Raw genomic sequence first — 21,788 nt, forward strand, 5'->3', positions numbered from 1 at the left:
GGGCCAGCAGGGACCAATGGCACGCTCCCTGGCCTACGGGCCGGACGGGGTGCGCCGGGTGCCGGTCGCCCCACCGTGGCGCAGCCGGATCCCGTCCTCCAGCTCGGTCTGCTCCAGGACGAGCTCGAGGTCGGTCAGCGCCCCGGTGAGCTGCGGGAGCCACCGCTGGTCCAGCACGCGCAGCCGCCGCCGGGTCAGGGTGATCTCCGCGTCGAGCCGCCGCAGCGCCTCCTCCGTCACCGCGAGCGCGGCCGCCGCCTGCGTCATCCGCCAGGCGGCAGCCGCGGCGGGGGCCAGGGCCGGGTTGCCCCAGAGCCGCTCTACCTCGGGTCCTGTGCGCCCCACCCTGGCCTCGACCGGGAACGTGACGCCCATCGAGCTCACCCACGCCACCTCGACCTCCACCCGCTGTCCGCTGCGGGCCAGGTCCAGGGCGTCCTCCCCACCGAGGACCGCAGCCCTGCGCAGCCAGGTGGCGGCCTCCTCGCAGGCCACGGACCAGTCGTGCCGCTGCTGGTCGACCACCGCCACGAGCCCTCGCCGCAGCGGCAGCAGGATGCGCAGCCGGCGGTCCATCTGCTCGCGTCCGCGGCGGGCGGTCCGGAGGCGCCGACGCAGCCACACCCGCCCGGCGCGGCCCGGCGGCACGGACCGGTGCCCGGGGGTCACGGCGACTGCACCCCGTACCGGTCCAGCAGCCCGGTGGGCAGCATCGCCAGCTCCCGGCGCGGGAGCGTGCCGACGACCCCCCAGCACCGCCGCAGGGTCTCGTCGAGGGTGCGCCGTTCGGTCCGTCCCTGGTGCACCAGGTCGCGCTCGAGGTGGTCCTCGAGCTCGAGGTAGAGCCGGTCGGTGGCGCTGAGCCCCTCCGTGCCGACGAGCTCGGACAGCTCTGCGACGTCGCGGGCGCGGGCCAGCGCGGCCAGCAGCTGCGCCGCGACCTCGACGTGCCCCTCACGGGTGTGCCCCTTCCCGGCACCGTTGCGCATGAGGCGGGACAGCGAGCCCAGCGGGTCCACGGGTGGGTAGACCCCGCGCGCGTGGGCCTCGTGGCTGAGCACGACCTGCCCCTCGGTGATGTACCCGGTGAGGTCGGGCACGGGGTGGGTGATGTCGCCCGCGGGCATGGTGAGCACCGGCACCACCGTCACCGAGCCGGGTGTCCCCTCGATCCGCCCGCAGCGTTCGTAGAGGCTGGCGAGGTCGCTGTAGAGGTAGCCGGGGTAGGCGCGCCGCCCGGGCAGCTCGCCGCGCGCCGAGGACACCTCGCGCAGCGCCTCGGCGTAGCTCGTCATGTCGGCGAGGACCACCAGCACGTGGCGCCCGAGCTCGAAGGCCAGGTGCTCGGCCACGGTGAGGGCGATCCGCGGGGTGAGGATCCGCTCGATCACCGGGTCGTCGGCGGTGTTGAGCATGAGCACCAGCTCGCCTGCGTCGAGCCGCTCCTCGAGGACGTCGCGCACGGCGTCGGCGTCGGCGTGGGTCAGGCCCATCCCTGCGAACACCACGCAGAACGGCTCCCCGCCGGCCGTGGACTGGGCGGCGAGCTGGGCGGCGAGCTCGAGGTGGGGCAGGCCGGCGGCCGAGAAGATCGGCAGCTTCTGCCCGCGGACCAGCGTGGTCAGCGCGTCGATGACCGAGATGCCGGTCAGGACGGGCTCGGCCGGGGAGAGCCTGCGGGTGGGGTTGAGCGGGCTCCCGGCCACCGCGGCCGTGCTGGCCCCGGACACCGGCGGTCCCCCGTCCATGGGCTCGCCGCGGCCGTTGCACACGCGGCCCAGCCACCCCGGCCCCACGGGCACCCGAAGTGGGCTGCCGGTGAACACGACCCCCGTCGTCTCGGGCACGAGGCCGTCGGTGCCCTCGAGCACCTGCACGACCGCGACGTCCCGGTCGACCTCGAGCACCACCCCGTGCCGGTCGTGGCGCCGGGTGCCGTCGGTGCGCACCCTCACCTGCGCGAACTCGTCCCACCCGGTGCCCTCGACGGCAGAGAGGACGAGCAGCGGGCCGTGGACCGCGACGACCCCGGAGTGCTCGACGCGAAGCAGCGCCCGGCCGTCGGCCCCGCTCATCGCAGCGTCCCCAGCCGCTCGGACATGATCCGGCGGCGCTCGACCACCGGGGCGCTCTCCCCGGGCGGGGACTCCTGGGCCGCCCGCAGCACCGGGGAGAAGTCGACCTCCTCGACCTCGGAGGCCGTCACCCCGTGCGCCACCAGGTCCTGGCACTCGTCGACGACCCCCAGCACCAGGTCGATGAGGGCGGCGGTCTTGGCCGCGGAGCAGTGGGCCTCGTTCGGCGACAGGGCGCCCTGCTGCAGGACCCCCTCCCGCAGGAGGCGGCCGGCCAGCAGGGAGACGCGCTCGGCGCCGGGCAGGGCGTTGACGCCGACGAGGGCGGCCAACGCCCCGAGGCGGTCGGCCTCGGCGAGGAGCCCGACCACCCGGGCCCTCCGGACAGCCCACTCGGGGTCGCCGTGGCGCGCGTACCAGGCGCCGACCGCCTCGGCCTCGCGCGAGAAGCTGCCCGACCACGCGACCGCCGGGTAGTGCCGCGCATAGGCCAGGTCGCGGTCGAGGCCCCAGACGGCCCGGACGAACCGCTCGGTATGGGCGGTGACCGGCTCCGTGAGGTCCCCGCCGGGTGGCGAGATCGCCCCGACGATGGTGACCGAGGCCAGGTCGCCGCCGAGGGTCTCCACGGAGCCCGCGCGCTCGTAGAACGCCGCGAGCGCGGAGGGGAGCTCCGCCGGGTACCCCTCCTCGGCCGGGAGGGCGCCGGAGCGTGACGCGAACTCGCGCAGCGCCTCCGCCCACCGCGAGGTCGAGTCGGCGATGACGACGACGTGGTAGCCCATGTCGCGGAAGTACTCGGCGACGGTCACCCCGCTGTAGATGCTCGCCTCGCGCGCCATCATCGGCATGTTGGAGGTGTTGGCGATGATGACCGTCCGCTCGGCCAGCCGCCGGCCGGTGACGGGGTCGGTGAGCTCACGCAGCTCGGCCAGCACGTCGGCCATCTCGTTGCCGCGCTCGCCGCAGCCGACGTAGACGATGACCTCGGCGGAGCACCACTTCGCGATCTGCTGCAACAGCATCGTCTTGCCCGTCCCGAAGCCCCCGGGGACGGCCACCGTGCCACCCCGGGCCACGGGGAAGACCGCGTCGAGCACCCGCTGCCCCGTGAGCAGCGGCTCGGCGGCCTCGACCCTGCGGCGGACGGGGCGCGGGTGGCGTACCGGCCAGTCCTCCACCGCCCGCACCACCTCGCCCGCGACCGTCACCAGTGGCTCGGCGGCGGAGAGGGAACCGGCGGGGGCGACCCACTCCACACTCCCGCCGAGACCCGGGGGCACGAGGACCCGGTGCTCGAGCGCGCCCGGCCCCGGCACCACCCCGAGCACCGTGCCGCCCGCGACCTCGGCCCCCACGACCACCCGGGGCTCCCAGACCACCTGAGCGGCGCCGGCGGCGGGTCGGCCGGCGTCCGCGGTCAGCCACGTCGACGCGCCGAGCAGGGGACGGAGCAGGCCGTCGAAGACACCGCCGAGCAGGTGCTGGCCCAGCCGTGCCGACAGCGGCCGGCCGAGGGCTCTCGCCGGTTCCCCCACCGCGAGCCCGCCCGTGTACTCGTAGGCCTGCACGGTCGCCACGGAGCCGCGCAGCGCGACCACCTCGCCGGGCACCTCGAGCCCGCCCAGCGCGACGAGCTCGGACATGGCGACCTCCGACAGGCCGTCGACCTCCACCAGGGGGCCGCTGACCCTCGACACCGTGGCGCGGGTCCTCAGGAGGTCGTCCACAGCGCCCCCAGGTCGAGCTCGTCGACGGCACGACCGGCCAGGGCCGCGACGGAGGCGTCGAGCGCCCGGCCGTCGCCCGACACGGCCTCCAGGCCGCCGTCGGGGGTCGGCCGGACCTGGGCGGCGTCCCCGAGCGCGTCCCGCAGGACCGCCGCGAGCCGCTCGCGCTTGCCCGGCACGTCGAGCAGCTCCCGGACCGCCTGCCGGGCGGCCCGGCGGACCTCCTCGCGGGCGGCCGACTGTGCCTGCAGGAGCCTGGCGCGACCCCGGCGCCGTGCTGCGGCGAGGTCGGCTGCCACCCGTTCGGAGCCCTCGGCCCGCCCCTGGTCGGCCGCGGCCCGCACGGCCGCGTCGACGGTGCGACGGGTGTCCGCGACGGCCGCGGCGCCCTCCTGCTCGGCCGCCCGCACGAGCTCTGCGGCCTGCTCGCCGGCTCGCCGCAGCAACGCGGCGACCAACGGCTCGAGGGCCGCGGCGGACGCGTCGAGCGCGGGGCGGGGGCCGGTGACCGTGGTCATGACGGCACCACCACCGACAGGGGCGCACCTGCGGCCACCCGTGCCTCACCGAGCGCCTCGGCGGCTGCCGACGTCAGGACGACCAGGCCGCTGCCCTGCAGGAGCGCCCAGGCCTCGCGAGCCTCCTCGGTCGTCCCGGCGGCGTGGACCGCGACGCCCACGAGGCGCAGGGGTCCGAGTGCGGCTGCCTCGCCGATCGCGGCCACCTCGCGGGGGCCGCGAGTGGTCGCAGGGCTGGTCGCGCGGGTGGTCGCGCGAGGGACCTCGGGAGTGGCCATCGGATGGTCACGCCCGGCCGATGAGGATGACGGAGACGATGAGCCCGTAGATGGCGATGCCCTCGGCGAGGCCGACGATGACCATGGCGCGCCCGAACAGCTCCGGCCGCTCGCTGATCGCCGCGAGCGCCGCCGAGCCCGTGTAGGCCACGGCGATGGCCGCACCGATGGACGACCCGGCCACGGCGATGGCCGCGCCGAGCAGGGCCGACCCGTTCGCAGCGGCACCGGTCGCTGCCGCGGTACTGGTGGCCTGGGCTGCGGCAGACGGCCCGGCGCGGCTGGCCAGCTCGACGAGGACGAGGGCGGCCACGAGCAGGGCGCCGTTGGCGGCGGCGACCCAGCGCAGGCGCCGACCGCCTCGCCGCAGCAGCAGGTGCGTCGCCAGGCTCACGACGGCCACGGCGGGTAGGGCGATGAGCCAGGTCAGCACGGGACCTCCTCGGTGGTGATGGGGACGTGCCACGGACGGAAGGGCACGCCTTCGCTGTCGAAGACGCGGGAGAAGAGCTCGTAGTACTCCAGCCGCAGGGCCTGGATGCCCGCGACGAGGCCCTCCAGGGCGAACGTCACCGCGTTGCCCACGACGAACAGCACCACCGCGCCCACCACCGCCAGGCCGCCGCCGGACCACAGGCCGGTCGTGCCCTCCCACACCACGGCGCCCAGGGCTGCGTGGGTGAGCCCGAAGGCCGCGAGCCGGGCGAAGCTGACCAGGTTGGAGCCGAGCCGCACGACGAGGTCGAACAGCTCCACCCCCGCCTCCGCCGCACCGGCGCCGCCTCCCCCGCTGCGGGCCAGCAGCCCGGCGTACGCCGTGGCGAGCCCGGCCACCGCGAGCACCACCGCGACCGCGACGAGCGCACCGGATCCGAGGTAGGCGCCGCCCACGGCGGCGACCATGGCGAGGAACAGGGTGGCCCCGGCGAGCCCGGTGGGTGCGTACGCCGCCCGCCGCCAGCCGCCCTCGCGGTAGCGGTTGACGGTGCCGAGCGCGTACGCGCCGGCGAGCAGCACCCCACCGACACCGACACTCGCGGCGAGCAGCTCCACCGGGCTCTCCATCGGGTCGAGCCAGAGGGTCGGCAGGACGTCGGTGGGCCCGAACAGCTCGCCGTACAGCGCGCCGAACACGATGCTGCACAGGCCCGCGCCGGCGAGGAAGAGCCAGACCTGGCGCCCCGCCCGCATCCACGGCATCGGGCGCCACCGCAGCACCAGGGCGCCGGCCAGCAGGAGGGCGCCGTGCCCCGCGTCGGCGAACATCATCCCGAACATCACGACGTAGGCGAGGCCGGCGACCAGGGACGGATTGACGTCGGCGTAGGGCACGGTGGCGTAGGTCTCGACCAGGGGGGCGAAGTCGCGGGAGGCGCCCCGCTCGCTGAGGAGGGTGGGCGGCTGCACGCCACGGGGCCTCGCCAACGGCACCACCGCTCCCCCGCACGTGGCGAGCCGGTCGGCGAGGGCCGGCAACCGGTCTGCCGGCACCCACCCGACGAGGGCCGAGACGCCGCTGCGGGTGAACGCCTGCGCGGTCCGCTGCTCCACGGCCGCCTCGCCGGCGATGAGGTCGATGCGCCCCAGCCGCTCCCAGCGGTCGAGGTCCGGCGGGTGCGTCGACAACGCCGGTGACGGGGGGGCGCCGGGCTGCAGCCGGCCGAGCCGCCGCGCGGCTGGTGTGGCGAGCCCGGCCCCGTCCGGACCGGGCGGGGCGTCATCGAGCTGCACGGTCCCCTCGTCGGCCGCCTGGACCAGGACGTCCCGGACCGCGTCGCTGCACGCGGCCAGCGCCACCCGTTGCATGACGACCGGCTCCAGCGCCTCACGCCACCGCATCGACGTCCTCCCCGCTCGCGCGTACCCCGCGTCCGGCGAGAGCGGCCAGCTCCAGCGCTGCCCGCACCCGCCAGGCGTCGACGCAGAGCGCAGCCACGGCCCCGACCAGCACCTCACGGCCGGGAGGGCTGTGACGGACCATCGCGCCGGCATCCCGGTCCACGCGACGCCACCAGTCCGCCTGCGCCCGCCACAGGTCCTCGGGCCGGGCCGCACCCGCGAGCGCCCACGCGGCGGTCCGGGGCAGGACGGCAGCGAGCCCCTTCAGCGTGGTCGCGCGGACGGCCGGCCACCCCACCACGCGGGCCGCCGCGACCCGGCAGGGTTCGGGCAGCGGCCCCTGCCCGGTGTCGAGCTCGCGGGCGAGCAGCAGCGCCACCGAGCCCGCCGCCCACGCGGTGGCCTCGGGCACGGCCGCCACGAGGCGGTCCGCAGCCACCGCCTCCATGCTCAGGCCGACGGCACGCACCCCGTCGCCCCCGGGGTCGCCCCACGCCGACGTCGCCAGCACCTGGCGCAGCTGTGGCACGGTCGTCGCCTGCTCGAGCCGCTGCCAGGCGGTGCCGAGACCTGCGATGCGGTGGGGGTCCGGGGTGCGGCGCCCGGCCAGCGCCTCGAGGTGGTCGAGGGTGTTGGCCACCTCGACCGGCGCCAGCATCGCGCGCAGGATCGTGACGCCCTCCCGTGGGGCCCACCCGGCCAGGACCCGCAGGTTCCAGACCATGGTCGCGACGACGCCGTGCTGCGCCTGCGCGAGTGTCTGCCCGGGGTGGACATCGTGGCCGTAGGTCGAGGCCGCGAGCAGCTCGACGGCGTCCGCCCAGGAGTCGACGGCGGCCAGCCCCCTGGCGCCCCCGGACCCGAGCCGGCGGCTGGTCATGGCCCGCGCCCGCACGCCCACGGCGACCCACCCGGCACTCACGGACGGCCCCCGGGTGCGTCCCCGTGCTGTGGCGCGGACGCCAGCAGCGACTCGACCGAGGCGACGGCCTGCGCGCGGTAGGTCGGCAACAGCTCCTCCAGACGTCCCCGGAGCCGGGCGGCCCGGGCGTCTGCGTCGGCCTCCACACGTGCCCCGTCCGAGTCGGCCTCCGCCAGTGCCCGGTCCCTGGCGTGGGCGCGCTCGGCCGCGGCGCGGGCCGACGAGCCCGCCAGCAGCCGCTCGACCACGAGGGCGTCCCGGGCACGGATCCCGTCGGCGTCACGGCGGCCCTGCTCCACGACCTCCCGGCACCGCGCCAGGGTCGGGGCGAGGGCCACGAAGACCGGCTCCAGCTCGGCCGCGAGGTCCCGCTCCCGGTCCGCCGGCACCCCTGCCGGCGTGGCGGACCCCGGCCCGCCCGCAGGACGGAACCGGTACAGCAGGTCACGGACACGCGGCACGGATGCCTCCTCTCCTTCGCCACGGTAGGCAGCACCGCAGGCACCCGAGGGGACATAGGTCCCGTGCGCCCCCGGGGTGGTCCCGGGGTGGTCCCGGGGTGGTCCCGGGGGTCCGTACCCGTTCCGCAGCACCTCGGGGCGCGTCCCCGGGGCGTCGGAGGACCTAGGTCCCCGAACGACGCCCGTCGCCGCTCCTAGCCTGAGGAGGCAGGACCAGCGACCGGCGACGCCGGTGACCAGCGAGGTGGGCGATGTCAGATATCGAGCGCAGCCGCATACGCAAGGAAGCCGCGGACTCCGTCACGTCGAGGACGCCGCAGGAGTCCGACCAGGCCGTCGACACCGCCCTGAGGCGCTACCTCGGCATCGCGATGTTCGACGCGCTGCGCCGCCGCAAGGACGCGCGTCGTACCGAGACCTCCCCGGCCGGCACCACGGTGGAGGACACGGCGAAGGGCCCTGCGAAGGGCACTGCGAAGGGTGCGGCCACGACGAGGAAGCAGGGACCACGGCCATGACCAGGCGCGTCGAGGAGATCCTGTCCTGGTACCCCGCGTCCAGCCACCGCACGCTCGCGAACCTGCGCCGGATCCTGGAGCAGGGCCGCACGGGCGGCTCGGGCAAGCTCGTCGTGCTGCCCGTGGACCAGGGCGTCGAGCACGGGCCCGCGCGCAGCTTCGCGGCCAACCCTGCCGGCTACGACCCCCGGTACCACGCCCGTCTCGCCCTCGACGCCGGGTGCAGCGCGCACGCCCTGCCGCTCGGTGCGGCCGAGCTCGTGGCCCCGACGTTCGCCACCGAGCTGCCGCTCATCCTCAAGTGCAACGGCTCCGACTCGCTCTACACGGGCGTCGACCCGGAGCCGGCAGTGGTCGCGGGGGTCGAGGACGCGCTGCGGCTGGAGTGCGCGGCGGTCGGCTTCACGATCTACCCGGGCTCCGCGGCCCGCAACCACATGTATGAGGACCTGCGTCGGCTCGCGCGCGACGCCGCCGAGGCCGGGCTACCCCTCGTGGTCTGGTCCTACCCGCGCGGCTCCGGGGTCTCGACGGAGGGACGGACCGCGGTCGACGTCGTCGCGTACGCGGCGCACCTCGCCTGCCAGCTCGGCGCCCACGTCGTCAAGGTGAAGCCGCCCACGCACGTCATCGAGAACGACGCCGCGCGCGCGGCGCTGGAGAAGGCCGGGGTGCCGCTCGAGGCGCTGGCCGACCGGGTCAGGCACGTCGTGCAGTCGGCCTTCGACGGCCACCGGATCGTCATCTTCTCCGGCGGGGCGGCCAAGGAGACGGCCGCGGTGCTGGAGGAGAACCGGCAGACGGCCCTCGGCGGTGGCTTCGGGACCATCATGGGCCGCAACTCGTTCCAGCGACCGCACCACGAGGCCGTCCAGCTGCTGCACAACGTCATGGACATCCACCTGGGCGACTGAGGTCCGGCAGCCGTGACGTCAGCCAGGGCTGGGGCCGCGTGGCTCCAGGTTGCTGGAGTCGTTGCGGGAGGTCAGAGCCGCCTGGCGGGAGGTACGGCGTCCGGCTGGTCGGACCGCAGCGAGAAGACCGTGGCCCGGATGCGGTGGATGGTCGCGTCGATCGACTCGACCATCTCCAGCACCCGGGAATGGGTCACGGGGTCCTGCTGGACGCGCCCGGCGAGCCCCTGCAGCGCCATGCCGACGCTGAACAGCTCGGTGATCACGTCGTCGTGCAGCTCTGCGGCGATGCGGTCGCGGTCGAGCAGCAGGTTCATGAGCTCCTGGTCCGAGCGGCTCCGGTCGAGCTCGAGGGCCAGGCCGGCGTGCGAGGCGAACAGGGACAGGTGCTTGACGTCCGAGGGCGTGAACACGGGACGGTCGGCGAGCCGAGCCACGCTGAGGGTGCCGATCACCTCGTCGCCGGCCTGCAGGGGGACGATGACGACCGGCCCGAGCATGGCCGCGTCGTCGGAGTCGCCCAGCTGCCCGCCGTAGTTCTCGAGGAGCTCTGGCCGCCCGGTCGTGAAGACGCGGCCGACGTGGCTGCCGTCGATCGGGATGGGGGCGAGTGGCACGTCGTCGGCGAGCGGGCCCGCGGACGCGTCGACCCGCAGGGTGCCGGCCTCCCCCGCGACGGAGATGACGGCGAGGTCCGCCTCCGCCCCGAGGGCCGCCCGCCGCGCCACCTGCTCGGTGGCGCGGTCACCGCCCTGGAACAGCTCCTGCGTGAGCAGCGTCGTCTCCGAGAGCCAGCGCCGCTGCTCCTCGACCTCCGCGTGGGCGCGCGAGTTGGCGATGGCCACGGCCGCGCTGCGGGCCAGGGCCGTGACGAGCTGCTCGTCCTCCTCGGAGAACTCGCCGTTGGCGCTCTCGGTGAGGTAGAGGTTGCCGAAGACCTCGTCGTGCACCCTGATCGGCACACCGAGGAAGCTTCGCATCGGCGGGTGGTGCTCCGGGAAGCCCACGGATGACGCGTGCTGCTCGAGCGCGGCGAGCCGCAACGGCTCGGGGTGGGTGACGAGCTGGCCCAGCAGGCCGAGGCCCTTCGGGGGGTCCCCGATCAGGGCGACGGTCTCCGGGTCCATGCCCGAGTGCACGAACTCCACGAGGTTGCCGCCCTTGACGACCCCCAGCGCGCCGTACTCCGCCCCCACCAGCTCGCGGGCGGCCTCCACGACGTGGCGCAGCACCATCCGCAGGTCGAGGTCGCCGCTGAAGGCGGCGGTCGCGCGCAGCAGCGCACGCAGGCGACCCTGGGTGGCCAGCACGTCCTGCGCGCGGCTGGTGAGCGCGATCAGGGTCTCCTCGAGGGCGAGCCGTGGCCCGTCGGGGAACGTCAGCCGTGCCTCTTGCCTGCCGTGCTCGTCGTCGCCCACACCAACACCTCCCGCCACGCTCGACCCAGCGCGGACCGGCACCGTGGCCCCGGCGCCTTTTCCCCCAGCATAGGGACTGGCCACGGGGTTTCCCAGCACTTCGCGCCCCGCCTCGGGGCGGGGACCTTGGGCACTGTGCGGGCCGCCCCGAGGAGGACTAGTCCTGGGACATGAGGAGTACTCGCGTCGGCGCCGCCGTGGCCGTGCTCCTCGTGGCTGCGTGCAGTACCGGGCCTTCGCCCTCGTCTCCGACCTCACCGGGCACCGTGGCCCCGACCTCGACCGCGCAGACCGCGACGGCGGGGACCTCCACGACAGCCACCACCGCGACGACGACTCACCCGACCGGGACCACGCCACCGCGCACAGCGACGAGCACACGGCCCACCACGGCTCCACGGACGACCCCGCCGCGGACGACCTCGCACACCAGCCCGAGCGGCACCACCGCACCGTCCACCGGTCTGCCCCCGGCCCTGCGCGACGGCGTCGTGACCCGGCTGCCCACGTCGTCGAAGGTGGTGGCGCTGACCTTCGACGGAGGGGCCGGCAGCCAGGGTGCGGCGACGATCCTGGCCACCCTGCACGCGCAGGGCGTGCCCGCGTCCTTCTTCGTGACCGGCCGGTTCGCCACCGCCAACCCCTCGACGACCCGCCAGATGGCCGCGGTCGGCCCGGTCGGCAACCACAGCTGGAGCCACCCCGACCTGACCACCGTGGGTGCGGCCACCCTCCAGCAGGAGCTGTCCACGACCCGTACCGCGATCATCGCGGCCACGGGCAGGGACCCCCGGCCCCTGTTCCGCTTTCCCTTCGGCGCGTACGATTCCCGCGTCCTGGGCCTCGTCCATGCCCAGGGCTACGGCGCGGTCGGGTGGACCACCGACTCCCTCGGGTGGAAGGGGACCTCAGGGGGCATGACGGTGGACAGCGTCGTCGCCCGCGTGCTCGCCGGCCGCGCCCCGGGACAGGTCGTCCTGATGCACGTGGGCGCCAACCCCGACGACGGCACCACTCTCGACGCGGCGGCGCTGCCGAGGATCATCGCCGGCTACCGCGCGGCCGGCTACGGCTTCACCACCCTGTCGGTCCTCACGCACTGACAGCCCCGGCCGAGCCCATGCCGTCGGGCCCGGCCGTCCGTACGGTGGGGCCATGGGAACCGGGCCGCTCTGGGACCTCGTCGTGGTCGGCGCCGGCCCCGCGGGTGCGGCCGCCGCACTGGCTGCGCTGCACGAGCGCCCCGACGCCCGCGTCCTGCTCCTCGACCGGGCGGACTTCCCCCGGGACAAGTCGTGCGGCGACGGCGTGGCGCCCCACGTCCTCGCCGTGCTCGAGCAGCTCGGCGCCCACGACGTGGCAGACGGGCTGCGGCGGGACCACTCCCCCGTCACCCGGCTGCAGCTGGCACTCGGTGCGCTCGAGGTGGAGCGACCCATGCGGCGCCCGGCCCTGGTGGTGCCCCGCGTCGTGCTCGACGCCCGCCTCGTCGACGCCGCGGTCGCGGCGGGAGCGGTGCTCCTCCGCCACCGGGTACGGCACGTGGAGGCCGGACGCGACCAGGTCGTGCTCGACGGCTCCGTCCGTGGCCGCGTCGTGGTCGCGGCAGACGGTGCGCGCTCGCCGGTACGGCGCGTGCTGGGCGTACCGCTCCCCGGGCTAAATGCCCTGGGGCTGCGCGGATATGCGCCGACACCCGCTCACCGGGTCGGCCGACAGGTGATCAGGTTCGGCGAGGAGCGGCAGCCGTCGTACGCCTGGTCCTTCGACCGTGGCGACGGGTGGTCCAACGTGGGCTACGGCGAGGTGCTCAGCGACCGGCAGACGGCCCCGACGCACGCCCTGATGGTGGGGCGGCTCGAGTCGCTGCTCCCGGGGTCGACGGCCGGTGCACACTCGTGGCGTGGTCACCACCTGCCCCTGTCGACGATGCGGTCCGGGCGGGAGCAACCGGACGGTCGCGTGCTCTTTGTCGGCGACGCGGCGGGGCTGGTCAACCCGCTGACCGGTGAGGGCATCTACTACGCCGTCGCCACGGGCGCGCTCGCCGGACGCCTGGCCGTGGGCGACTCCCGTGGGGGCAGGCCCGGGGTGGGAGCGGCGAGACTGGCGACGGGCGACCGGGAGGCCCCCGGCGCGGAGTACCGACGTGCCCTGCGGCGCCTGCTGCGCACCAACCTCGCGAGCACGGCCGGCGCCGCGGCGCTGGCCTCGAAGCCAAGCGTCCTCTGCGCGGGACTGCGCGCCGCCTCCGCCGAGCAGTCGGTGTTCGACGACCTCGTCGAGCTCGGGCTCGGCCGCGGACGGCTCACCCTCGGGCTGCTGGCTGGTCTGGCGCGCAACCTCGCAGCCGGGTGACCGACGCGCATGGGCGTGGGACCAACGCCTCTGTGCCCCAGTGGCGTCGCGGACCTACGACTGGGAGCAGGTCGAGTTCGGCGATGGAGGCTCGTCATGGTTGTTGCCCACGGCGCGCGGCCCACTCTCGCCGGTCAGCCCCCTGCGCGGCTCGCGTACGCCGACAACCTCAAGGTCGCCCTGGTGGCCGGTGTCGTCCTGGCGCACGTCTGCCTGGCGTGGAACGGCCTGGAGGGCGCCTGGGTCCTCAGCGAGCCGACGGTCCGCGAACCGTTGCTCAGCGTGCTGCTGCTGGCCACCATCGTCGGCGTCACCTTCGGCATGCCCCTGTTCTTCATGGTGGCCGGTCTGTTCACACCCAAGTCGTTGCAGCGCAAGGGCACTCGGCAGTTCCTCCGGGACCGCGCGTTCAGGTTGCTGCTGCCCAGCATCGCTTTCGTCCTGCTGCTGACCCCGCCCATCGAGTTCGTCGACTCCAGCAACGCGGGATTCCGTGGCAGCTTCTGGGAGTTCATCCCGCACGCCTGGTGGCCACTGCCCCCTCCTCCTGGTCCGACGTGGTTCCTGGGGGTGCTGCTGGTGTTCTCGACCGCGTACGCCGTGGTGCGCCGGACGTGGCCCCGGGGCCCGGGGACGGGGCGAAGGCTGACCGGCCGCGGGCTGGCTGTCACCGTCGTGCTGGTGACGGTGGCGTCGTACGCGGTGCGGATCTGGGCGCCCTTCGGTGAGGAACGCTGGCACCTCGCGGTCGCCCAGGCACCCGGCTGGGTCGCGGGCTTCGCCCTCGGGCTCCTCGCCGGTGAGAACGGCTGGTTCGACCACCTCGACGCGAGGCTCGCCACCAGGGTGCGCCACCTCGCCTGGCTGTCCATGGCCGGCTGCGCGGCGCTCGTCGCGGCCCTGTCGACGGCAGGCGCCGACGTGGACGTGTTCGGCGGCGGGGGCACCTGGCAGTCGCTGGTCTTCGCGGCCATAGAGTCGACCGTCCTCGTCACGGCCTCGTTCTGGGTGGTCGACGCGTTCCGGCGGCGGGCCGACAGGCAGGGGCCGTTGGCGCGCAGCCTGGGCCGCGCTGCCTACGCGACCTTCTTCGTGCACCAGGGGGTGCTGGTCCTGCTCATCCTGGCCAGCAGGCACCTGCCGTGGCCCACCGAGGCGCGGTTCGTCCTGGTCGCCGTACTCGGTGTGGTCCTGTCCTTCGCCTTCGGCGCCGCCCTGCTGCGCGTCCCCGGAGTCGCGAAGGTCCTGTGACCGACCCGACCTCGTCACACAGCGCAGCGAGCACGCAGCGATGGGGGGCGCCCGGGCCTCCCGCACCGACCCCTCCCGGGGCTACCGTCGGACCATGAGGAGCATGCTGGAGCGCCTCACCGAGGCGCAGAACACCCACGACGCCGAACGGATGGCGTCTTGCTTCGCCGAGGACTACCGCAGCACCCAACCCGCTCATCCCGGCCGGGCGTTCCGCGGCCGGGCGCAGGTGCTCTCGAACTGGACCTCGGTCTTCGAAGACGTGCCCGACTTCCGCGCAGAGCTCGTCGCGCACCTCGTCGACGGGTCGACGGAGTGGGGCGAACTGTCCTGGCACGGACACCACGTCGACGGCTCGGCCTTCGCCATGTGCGGTGTCATCATCCTGGCCGTCCGCGACGAACTCATCGCCGACGCCAGGCTCTACATGGAACCTGTCGAGAGCAGCGACGAGGACATCGAGACCGCCGTCGCGACGCTGTACCGACCCCCGGTCGGGCCGTCCTCCTGAGTCCACCTCCGGGCCGTCGACCGGCATGGCACGATCGGCACCATGCCCCAGCACGAAGCGCGCCCACGGCCCGGTGCGACGAGCCGTGGGCGTGGGGCGGAACTTCCCTCCCCGGTCGCCGGTCTCGCCGGCAGGACCGACGGCTGGCTGGGTGACCGGCTGGAGCACCTCGTGAAGGCGAGGCACCGTCGACGGCTGCAGCGCACCGGCAACTCCGCCGCGCTCGAGGGCGACACCACAGGACCCACGTGGGTCGACCCGTCCCGCGTCCGTCGCGGCAACAGCCTCGAGGTCCTCATCGACGGGGCCGAGGCGCTGCCGCAGGTCCAGGAAGCCATCCTCGGCGCGCGCCGCAGTGTGCACATCGCCGGCTGGCACTGCAGCCCGGACTTCCGCCTGGTGCACGGACCCGACAGCATGACCCTGCGGGAGCTGCTGGCGACGACGGCGCAACGCGTCCCCGTGCGCGTGCTGATGTGGGGCGGTCCACCCCTGCCGGTGTTCAAGCCGACCCGCGCCGACGCGCGGGCCTCCGCAGCCGAGCTGATGCGCGGTTCCGCGGTCGAGTGCGCCCTGGACACCCGCGAGTTCACCATGCACTGCCACCACGAGAAGCTCGTGGTCGTCGACGACGAGATCGCCTTCGTCGGCGGCATCGACCTCACGGCGCTGGCCGGCGACCGGCTCGACTCCCGTGCGCACCCGAGGCTCCACACCCTCGGCTGGCACGACGCCGCGACGGTCCTGCGCGGCCCGGTCGTGGCCGACGTCGCGGCGCACTTCAACGCCAGGTGGGGTGCGGTCACGGGTACGGTCCTGCCGGCTCCCGAGCCCCCTGCCCCCGCCGGTGACCTCGATCTCGAGCTGCTGCGCACCGTGCCGGAGAAGGTCTACGACTTCCTCCCCCAGGGCGAGTTCAGCATCCTGGCCGGCTACCTCGCAGCGCTGCGCTCCGCCCGGTCGCACATCTACCTCGAGAACCAGTTCCTCTGGTCGCCCGAGGTCACCGACGTCCTCGTCGACAAGCTGCTCCGGCCGCCGAGCGAGGCCTTCCGCCTCGTGCTGGTCCTCCCCCGCCGTCCCAACAACGGCAGCGACACCACGCGGGGGCAGCTCGCCCGCCTCATCGCCGCGGATGCCGGCCGTGGCCACCTGCTCGCGACCACCATGGTCGGGGCCTCGCGTGGGGGCCCGGGCGTCTACGTCCACGCCAAGATCGGCATCGTCGACGACCGCTGGCTGACCATCGGGTCGGCCAACCTCAACGAGCACTCGCTGTTCAACGACACCGAGGTGAACATCCTCGCCCTCGACGAGGCCCTTGCCCGGGACACCCGCCTCAGGTTGTGGGAGGAGCACACCGGCCGGCCGCAGGGCGACCTCTCCGGCGCGGTGGCGGACGTGGTCGACACGGTCTGGCGCCCCATCTGCGACGAGCAGGACGAGGTGAGCGCCCGCGGCGGCGAACCCATCCACCGCATCGAGCACCTGCAGGCCCTCTCCCGGCGCGTCGACCTCCTCCAGGGCCCCCTCCGGGGCCTGCTCGTCGACGGCTGAGCCGGTGACCGCTCGGCTAACGGTCGATGACCACGACCTCGTAATGCGTTGCGGTGGGCGGGAACCCGGTGTCGAACTTGGCGTTGGCCACGACCAGGTGGCCGCCTGACAGCGCCAGGGTCGTAGGCGTCTCGAACAGGCTGGTCGTGATCGACCTCCTGACCGTCCCGGTGCGCAGGTCACCTGAGAGCCGGGCCTTGACGACCAGGTTGTCGTTGTTGCGGACCACCCACAGGTCGTGTCCCTCGAGCAGGATCCCATCGACGTTGGGGACGCTGAGCCCCGCGATCGCACGGCTCGCCCCGGTGGCGGGGTCGACGACGTTCACCGCCCCCTGCGCGCTGTGGGCGACGAGCAGTCGCGACCCGTCCGCGGTCGCCTGGATCCCGTTGTTGTTGAACGCGCCCCCGAGGTCTGCGGCGGGTCCGCTCAGCTGCAGCGTGGAGAACGGTCCCGGTGCGCCCGCCGTGACGGGCACGAAGTACAGGACCGACCGCGAGGAGTCGGTGAACCACGCACCGCGGCTGGTCAGGGCCACGTCGTTGATGAACGTCGGGGCGGTGGCGAAGGTGTAGGAGGCGACGGGGGCGCCGGTGACCGTGCTGTACACGTAGCCCTGCCCCGTCGGGCCGCCGGCCACGAAGAGCAGGTGGTGGCGCAGGTCCGCCTTCATGCCGGTCGCGAACCGTCCGGCAGGGGCGTGGACGAGCTTGGTGGCGGTGCGCCGGCGCACATCTCCCAGGTAGACGTCCCCGGTGAGCAGGTCGCCGGCGTAGAACGTCGCCCCCGCTCCCTTGGCAACGCCCTCCGTACCCGTCGCACCGGGAAGCGCGATGGTGTGGGCGCGCGACGCCGTCTGCACGGAGGGTGGGGCCACCGGGTGGGCGGCCACGGCAGGCGGTGCGGAGAGCGCCAGCGCGGCCGTCGCCGCGACGGCCGCAGCCAGGACGGAAGCCTTCCTCAGTGCAGACATCGGGGCACCTCTCTAGTCACGGCAGCCCCGCAATGCCTCGGCGTGTGGGTGCGATCGGCCCACCGCACCAGCGTCCGCTCCCCCGGGCCCGGACACAAGGGCCCGGACGCAAGGGCCCGGGCCTGCGGGACCGGGGCGCCCGGGGTGCCCGGGGTGCCCGGGGTGCCTGGGGTGCCTGGGGTGCGGACCCCGAGCCGTCTCCCCCGGGTCGCCGGGCGGTGGACCCCGAGAGTGCGTCAGGGTCGCCTCAGGGTGTGCATCCGGCGTCTCCCCGATGTGGCGACCCACGCGCGACGGACACGATGCTCCGCATGATCACTGTCGAAGCACTCACCAAGACCTACGGACGCGGCATGACCGCCGTCGACGACGTCTCGTTCACCGCGGCCCGGGGTCGGGTGACCGGGTTCCTCGGCCCGAACGGCGCCGGCAAGTCGACCACGATGCGCATCATCGTCGGCCTCACCCCCGCGACCTCGGGCTCTGCCACGATCGACGGCCGGCGGTTCACCGACCTGCCCAACCCGGGCACCGAGGTGGGCGTCCTGCTGGACGCCTCCGCCCAGCACGCCGGGCGCACCGGACGCGAGATCCTCACCATCGCCCAGCGGACCATGGGTCTGCCCCGACGGCGGGTCCAGGAGATGCTCGACCTCGTCAGCCTCACGTCCGACGAGGCCGACCGACGCGTCCGCGACTACTCGCTGGGCATGCGCCAGCGCCTCGGCATCGGCACGGCCCTGCTCGGGGACCCGCAGGTGCTCGTCCTCGACGAGCCCGCGAACGGTCTCGACCCTGCGGGCATCCGCTGGATGCGTGACCTCCTGCGCAGGTTCGCCGATGGTGGCGGCACGGTGCTGCTGTCGTCCCACCTGCTGCACGAGATCGAGGTGGTCGCCGACGACCTGGTCGTCATCGGCAACGGCCGCGTCGTCGCCCAGGGCACCAAGGCCGACCTGCTGGCCGCCGCAGGGACGGTCGCCCGCGCCCGCGACGCCGCCGCCCTGGCCCTGGCCATGGAGCAGGCCGGGCTGGCGTTCACCACCCACGCCGACGGCAGCGTCCACACCGAGGCACCACCGGAGCACGTCGGGCAGGCGGCCCTGTCCGCCCGCGTGGTCCTCACCGAGCTCCGTACCGCCGACGGGGCCGGGCTCGAGGAGATGTTCCTCGAGCTCACCGCAGACACCCAGCGCGAAGGAGCAGCAGCATGAGCACCGTCATCACGAGCCCGGGTCCCGCCCCGAGCTCCGGGTCCGTCCCTGACCATGCCACCGTCAACACATCGGGTGGGCCGGGCACCGGCCGGCGTCGTCCAGCGTCGCGAATTCCCCTGCAGCGCATAGTGAACGTGGAGCTGCGCAAGATGTTCGACACCCGGTCGGGCTTCTGGCTGATGGCCAGCATCGTCATCACCAGCCTGATCGCGACGGCGGCGATCATCGTGTTCGCGCCGGACGACCAGCTCACCTTCGACAGCTTCGCGGCCGCGATCGGGGCGCCGATGACCGTGATCCTGCCGATGATCGGGATCCTCGCGGTGACCAGCGAATGGAGCCAGCGCAGCGGGCTGACGACCTTCACCCTCGTGCCGCACCGCGGACGCGTCCTGGGGGCGAAGTTCCTCGCGGCCACCCTGGTCGGTGTCGCGTCGATGGTCGTCGCCCTCGTCGTCGGCGTGCTGGGCACCCTCGTCGGGAGCGCGATCGCCGGCATCGACCCCGTCTGGGACGTCACGGCCGCCCACTTCGCGCTCATCGTCCTGGGCAGCGTGCTCGGGATGCTGTTCGGGTTCATGCTGGGCCTGCTCATCCGCAGCTCGGCCGGCGCGATCGTCATCTACTTCGTCCTCACCCTGGTGCTGCCCCCGCTGCTCGGCCTGCTGGCCGCCTACCAGAAGTGGTTCGCCGACCTGCGGCCGTGGGTGGACTACACCGACGCGCAGGGACCGCTGTTCAACGGCACCGTCTCGAGCCAGCAGTGGGCGCACCTCGGTGTCGCCGGTGCGCTCTGGTTCCTGCTGCCGCTGGCGATCGGCCTCCTGGTCGTGCGGCGCGCAGAGGTCAAGTAGGGGTCACGGGACCGACCCCGGGCGGCTGGACACCCAGCCGGCCGGGGTCGGCGCGCCGTCCTCAGGACAGCTGCCAGAGCTCCACCCGGTTGCCGTCCGGGTCGGTGACCCAGCCGAACCGGCCGACCCCCTCCATCTCCTGCACCTCGGCCGCCACGTCCGCCCCCTTCGCACGGAGCTGGGACAGCATCGCGTCGAGGTCGCGGACGCGGAAGTTGAGCATGACCTGCTGGCTCCGGGAGCCGAAGTAGTCGGTCCCCGCCTCGAAGGTGGCGAACACCATCGGCCCCGCCTGCGGCTCCCAGACCCCGTGCTCGTCGGCGTCCAGGCCGAGGCAGTCGCGGTACCAGGCCCGCAGCGCCTCGGGGTCCGCGGACCGCATGAAGTACCCACCCACTCCGAGCACCCGTTCCATGCGCCCACCCTGCCTCGTCGGACGGGCCGGCACCAGCACCCGGATCGCCCCGGTCGCCGGCCCTCCGGGAGATTTCCGGACAACACCCCGTAACACCGCCAGCAGAGGTCGCAGGGGCCGCCAGATCCATTGACGGGCCGCAGCAGCGTGGCGAGACTTGGTGGTCTGGAAAGGGGGTCCGCCATGGCGTGGAACCTGTCCGGCAGCTATGTGGAGACCTGCTCGTGCGAGCTGATGTGTCCGTGCAACCTCTCCCTCGACCACGGGGCGACCTACGACTTCTGCAGGGTCACCCTGGTGTTCAACCTCCGGGAGGGGCAGGTCGAGGGCACGGACGTCGCGGGCCGCAGGGTCGCCCTGATCGCGGACACCCCCAAGGTGATGACCGAGGGCGGCTGGCGACTCGGCGTCTACATCGACGACGGGTCCAGCGACGAGCAGTTCGACAAGCTGGTCAAGGTCTTCGGCGGTGAGCTCGGGGGGCCGATGGGTGCGCTGGCTCCTCTGGTCGGCGAGGTGGTGGGTGTGGAACGCGCCGCCATCGAGGTCCGGGACGACGGCCTGCGCCACAGCGTGCGGGTGGCGGACACCATCGACTTCGAGATCGAGGACATCGTCCCGTTCGGGGTGGAGAGCGGACAGCCCGTCCGGTTCCAGGGGATGTTCCACCCCGTCGCCTCCGACCTGACCATGGCCGAGGCCCGGCACGCACGGATCGACGCCTTCGGGATCTCCTACGAGGCGAGGACCGGCCTGTCCACGTCGTCGTTCTCCTGGGCTGCCTGAGCGCCATGCGCGCGGCGGCCGCCCCCGACGGTGGCCAGCAGGCCCTGAACCCTGCGTACGCCGCCGCCCGGACGAGGCTCGCCCTCGTGGCGGCGCTGTGCTTGGTCGCCGCCCTCGGGTGGGTGTGGAGCGCCCACGCGATGCAGGGCATGGACGCCGGCCCCTGGTCGGCGCTGGGCACCCTCGGCTGGTTCCTCGGCACCTGGGTCGTCATGATGGCCGCGATGATGCTGCCGTCGGTGGCACCCACGATCGCCCTGTACAGCCGGCTCACGAGGGCTCGGACCCCGCTCGCCCCCTGGCTCTTCGCCGGCGGCTACCTGCTGACCTGGGCAGCGGCCGGCCTGGCCGGCTACGCCATCGGTGCCACGGCCCACGCGGTGCTCGGCGACACGCTGAGCTGGGAGAGGTCCGGGAGGATGCTCGCCGGGGCCACGTTGCTCGTGGCCGCCGTCTACGAGCTCACTCCCCTGAAGGACGTGTGCCTGGGCCACTGCCGGAGCCCGCTGGGGGCGCTCCTGGGGTCGTGGCGGGACGGACCCCTGGGGTCGGTGCGCATGGGGGTGCGCAACGGGGCGTGGTGCGTCGGCTGCTGCTGGGCGCTGATGGCGTCGCTGTTCGCGCTCGGGGTGATGAGCCTGACGTGGATGGCCCTGGTCGCCGCCATCATCGCGGTCGAGAAGCTGCTCCCCTGGCGTCGCGTCGTGACGTATGGCACCGCGGCGCTGCTGCTCGGCCTCGGCCTCTTCCTGCTCACTGCGCCGGACGCCCTGCCGGGCCTCACGACCCCGTCCGGCATGACCATGTGAGCGCGGGTCAGCGCTGCTCGGTGCCGGCGATGAAGGCCTCGAGCCGGGTGCGGCCCTCGGTGTCCTCGCGCTGCACCGGCGGGGACTTCATCAGGTAGGAGGAGGCGCTGATGAGGGCGCCGCCGATGCCGCGGTCCTTGGCGATCTTGGCCGCGCGGATGGCGTCGATGATGATACCGGCCGAGTTCGGGGAGTCCCAGACCTCGAGCTTGTACTCCAGGTTGAGCGGGACGTCGCCGAACGCGCGGCCCTCGAGACGCACGTAGGCCCACTTGCGGTCGTCGAGCCAGGCGACGTAGTCCGAGGGGCCGATGTGGACGTTGCGGCTGTCGGTCTGGCCGGCCAGGGCGCCGGTCAGGTTGGAGGTGACGGCCTGGGTCTTGG

23 protein-coding genes and 1 pseudogene are annotated in these 21,788 nt (G+C 74.1%); 11 read left to right on the forward strand and 13 right to left on the reverse strand.

Features of this window, described 5'->3' with window-relative positions; translation table 11 throughout:
- Positions 1 to 33: 33 nt before the first annotated feature.
- The 9 genes from ABEA42_RS10930 to ABEA42_RS10970 are packed head-to-tail and all read right to left on the reverse strand — an operon-like array spanning position 34 to position 7,823.
- Positions 34 to 669, reverse strand: coding sequence for a V-type ATP synthase subunit D (locus ABEA42_RS10930; RefSeq protein WP_345503264.1), 636 nt, complete (start codon positions 667 to 669; stop codon positions 34 to 36).
- The gene (locus ABEA42_RS10935) at positions 666 to 2,075 is read right to left on the reverse strand and encodes a V-type ATP synthase subunit B (protein WP_345503266.1); all 1,410 of its coding nucleotides are present in this window, start codon (positions 2,073 to 2,075) and stop codon (positions 666 to 668) included. Before ABEA42_RS10935 ends, ABEA42_RS10930 begins: the two co-directional genes overlap by 4 nt.
- On the reverse strand, positions 2,072 to 3,805 hold the full coding sequence (locus ABEA42_RS10940) for a V-type ATP synthase subunit A (RefSeq protein ID WP_345503268.1): 1,734 nt from the start codon (positions 3,803 to 3,805) through the stop codon (positions 2,072 to 2,074). Before ABEA42_RS10940 ends, ABEA42_RS10935 begins: the two co-directional genes overlap by 4 nt.
- Positions 3,790 to 4,323: a hypothetical protein gene (locus ABEA42_RS10945; protein ID WP_345503269.1), complete on the reverse strand. Its 534-nt coding sequence runs from the start codon at positions 4,321 to 4,323 to the stop codon at positions 3,790 to 3,792. The genes ABEA42_RS10940 and ABEA42_RS10945 overlap by 16 nt, the downstream gene beginning before the upstream one ends.
- Positions 4,320 to 4,601, reverse strand: a complete 282-nt coding sequence (locus tag ABEA42_RS10950; RefSeq protein WP_345503271.1) for a hypothetical protein — start codon at positions 4,599 to 4,601, stop codon at positions 4,320 to 4,322. The genes ABEA42_RS10945 and ABEA42_RS10950 overlap by 4 nt, the downstream gene beginning before the upstream one ends.
- A 7-nt stretch (positions 4,602 to 4,608) precedes the next feature.
- Positions 4,609 to 5,034: an ATP synthase subunit C gene (locus tag ABEA42_RS10955; protein WP_345503273.1), complete on the reverse strand. Its 426-nt coding sequence runs from the start codon at positions 5,032 to 5,034 to the stop codon at positions 4,609 to 4,611.
- Positions 5,028 to 6,440, reverse strand: a complete 1,413-nt coding sequence (locus tag ABEA42_RS10960; RefSeq protein WP_345503274.1) for a V-type ATPase 116kDa subunit family protein — start codon at positions 6,438 to 6,440, stop codon at positions 5,028 to 5,030. Before ABEA42_RS10960 ends, ABEA42_RS10955 begins: the two co-directional genes overlap by 7 nt.
- The gene (locus ABEA42_RS10965; RefSeq protein ID WP_345503275.1) at positions 6,427 to 7,362 is read right to left on the reverse strand and encodes a hypothetical protein; all 936 of its coding nucleotides are present in this window, start codon (positions 7,360 to 7,362) and stop codon (positions 6,427 to 6,429) included. Before ABEA42_RS10965 ends, ABEA42_RS10960 begins: the two co-directional genes overlap by 14 nt.
- Positions 7,359 to 7,823 carry a hypothetical protein gene (locus tag ABEA42_RS10970; RefSeq protein WP_345503276.1) on the reverse strand — a complete coding sequence of 155 codons (465 nt, stop codon included), beginning with the start codon at positions 7,821 to 7,823 and terminating at the stop codon, positions 7,359 to 7,361. Before ABEA42_RS10970 ends, ABEA42_RS10965 begins: the two co-directional genes overlap by 4 nt.
- Before the next feature lie 251 nt (positions 7,824 to 8,074).
- Between ABEA42_RS10970 and ABEA42_RS10975 the strand changes: the two genes are divergently transcribed.
- Together ABEA42_RS10975 and ABEA42_RS10980 are read left to right on the forward strand one after the other, a co-directional pair.
- Positions 8,075 to 8,341, forward strand: a complete 267-nt coding sequence (locus ABEA42_RS10975) for a hypothetical protein (protein ID WP_345503277.1) — start codon at positions 8,075 to 8,077, stop codon at positions 8,339 to 8,341.
- Positions 8,338 to 9,255: a class I fructose-bisphosphate aldolase gene (locus tag ABEA42_RS10980; protein WP_345503278.1), complete on the forward strand. Its 918-nt coding sequence runs from the start codon at positions 8,338 to 8,340 to the stop codon at positions 9,253 to 9,255. The genes ABEA42_RS10975 and ABEA42_RS10980 overlap by 4 nt, the downstream gene beginning before the upstream one ends.
- Before the next feature lie 71 nt (positions 9,256 to 9,326).
- On the opposite strand, the gene ABEA42_RS10985 is transcribed toward ABEA42_RS10980, so the two are convergent.
- Positions 9,327 to 10,673 carry a GAF domain-containing protein gene (locus ABEA42_RS10985; protein WP_345503279.1) on the reverse strand — a complete coding sequence of 449 codons (1,347 nt, stop codon included), beginning with the start codon at positions 10,671 to 10,673 and terminating at the stop codon, positions 9,327 to 9,329.
- 170 nt (positions 10,674 to 10,843) lie between these two features.
- Here ABEA42_RS10985 and ABEA42_RS10990 point away from each other — a divergent pair, with 170 nt between their 5' ends.
- The 5 genes from ABEA42_RS10990 to ABEA42_RS11010 all read left to right on the forward strand — a co-directional run bounded on the left by ABEA42_RS10990 (position 10,844) and on the right by ABEA42_RS11010 (position 16,350).
- Positions 10,844 to 11,776 (forward strand): polysaccharide deacetylase family protein, encoded by a 933-nt coding sequence (locus tag ABEA42_RS10990; protein WP_345503280.1) that lies wholly within the window; start codon positions 10,844 to 10,846, stop codon positions 11,774 to 11,776.
- Positions 11,777 to 11,828: 52 nt separating this feature from the next.
- Entirely contained in the window at positions 11,829 to 13,031 is a 1,203-nt protein-coding gene (locus ABEA42_RS10995) for a geranylgeranyl reductase family protein (protein WP_345503282.1), read from the forward strand.
- A 96-nt stretch (positions 13,032 to 13,127) separates the two neighbouring features.
- Positions 13,128 to 14,282 (forward strand): acyltransferase family protein, encoded by a 1,155-nt coding sequence (locus tag ABEA42_RS11000; protein ID WP_345503283.1) that lies wholly within the window; start codon positions 13,128 to 13,130, stop codon positions 14,280 to 14,282.
- 94 nt (positions 14,283 to 14,376) lie between these two features.
- A complete protein-coding gene (locus ABEA42_RS11005; protein WP_345503285.1) occupies positions 14,377 to 14,793 on the forward strand; it encodes a nuclear transport factor 2 family protein in 417 nt (138 codons plus the stop codon).
- Between the two features lie 42 nt (positions 14,794 to 14,835).
- Positions 14,836 to 16,350, forward strand: coding sequence for a phospholipase D-like domain-containing protein (locus ABEA42_RS11010; RefSeq protein WP_345503287.1), 1,515 nt, complete (start codon positions 14,836 to 14,838; stop codon positions 16,348 to 16,350).
- A gap of 16 nt (positions 16,351 to 16,366) precedes the next feature.
- Here ABEA42_RS11010 and ABEA42_RS11015 read toward each other — a convergent pair whose 3' ends face one another.
- A complete protein-coding gene (locus ABEA42_RS11015; protein ID WP_345503288.1) occupies positions 16,367 to 17,323 on the reverse strand; it encodes an SMP-30/gluconolactonase/LRE family protein in 957 nt (318 codons plus the stop codon).
- A 311-nt stretch (positions 17,324 to 17,634) separates the two neighbouring features.
- On the opposite strand from ABEA42_RS11015, the gene ABEA42_RS11020 reads away from it, so the two are divergent.
- Together ABEA42_RS11020 and ABEA42_RS11025 are read left to right on the forward strand one after the other, a co-directional pair.
- Positions 17,635 to 18,537, forward strand: a complete 903-nt coding sequence (locus ABEA42_RS11020; RefSeq protein WP_345503289.1) for an ATP-binding cassette domain-containing protein — start codon at positions 17,635 to 17,637, stop codon at positions 18,535 to 18,537.
- A 137-nt stretch (positions 18,538 to 18,674) separates the two neighbouring features.
- Positions 18,675 to 19,394 (forward strand): ABC transporter permease, encoded by a 720-nt coding sequence (locus ABEA42_RS11025; protein ID WP_345503290.1) that lies wholly within the window; start codon positions 18,675 to 18,677, stop codon positions 19,392 to 19,394.
- A 61-nt stretch (positions 19,395 to 19,455) separates the two neighbouring features.
- Here ABEA42_RS11025 and ABEA42_RS11030 read toward each other — a convergent pair whose 3' ends face one another.
- Positions 19,456 to 19,809: a VOC family protein gene (locus ABEA42_RS11030; RefSeq protein ID WP_345503291.1), complete on the reverse strand. Its 354-nt coding sequence runs from the start codon at positions 19,807 to 19,809 to the stop codon at positions 19,456 to 19,458.
- A gap of 183 nt (positions 19,810 to 19,992) precedes the next feature.
- On the opposite strand from ABEA42_RS11030, the gene ABEA42_RS11035 reads away from it, so the two are divergent.
- Both ABEA42_RS11035 and ABEA42_RS11040 read left to right on the forward strand, forming a co-directional pair.
- Complete coding sequence (locus ABEA42_RS11035; protein ID WP_345503293.1) at positions 19,993 to 20,595, forward strand: DUF1326 domain-containing protein; 603 nt, start codon at positions 19,993 to 19,995, stop codon at positions 20,593 to 20,595.
- 5 nt (positions 20,596 to 20,600) lie between these two features.
- The gene (locus tag ABEA42_RS11040) at positions 20,601 to 21,404 is read left to right on the forward strand and encodes a DUF2182 domain-containing protein (RefSeq protein ID WP_345503294.1); all 804 of its coding nucleotides are present in this window, start codon (positions 20,601 to 20,603) and stop codon (positions 21,402 to 21,404) included.
- A 7-nt stretch (positions 21,405 to 21,411) separates the two neighbouring features.
- Here the strand turns inward: ABEA42_RS11040 and ABEA42_RS11045 are convergent.
- A pseudogene (locus tag ABEA42_RS11045) lies at positions 21,412 to 21,788 on the reverse strand (inositol-3-phosphate synthase); the annotation flags it as partial.

Source organism: Pedococcus ginsenosidimutans, assembly GCF_039544395.1.
In the GTDB taxonomy this organism is placed as follows: domain Bacteria; phylum Actinomycetota; class Actinomycetes; order Actinomycetales; family Dermatophilaceae; genus Pedococcus; species Pedococcus ginsenosidimutans.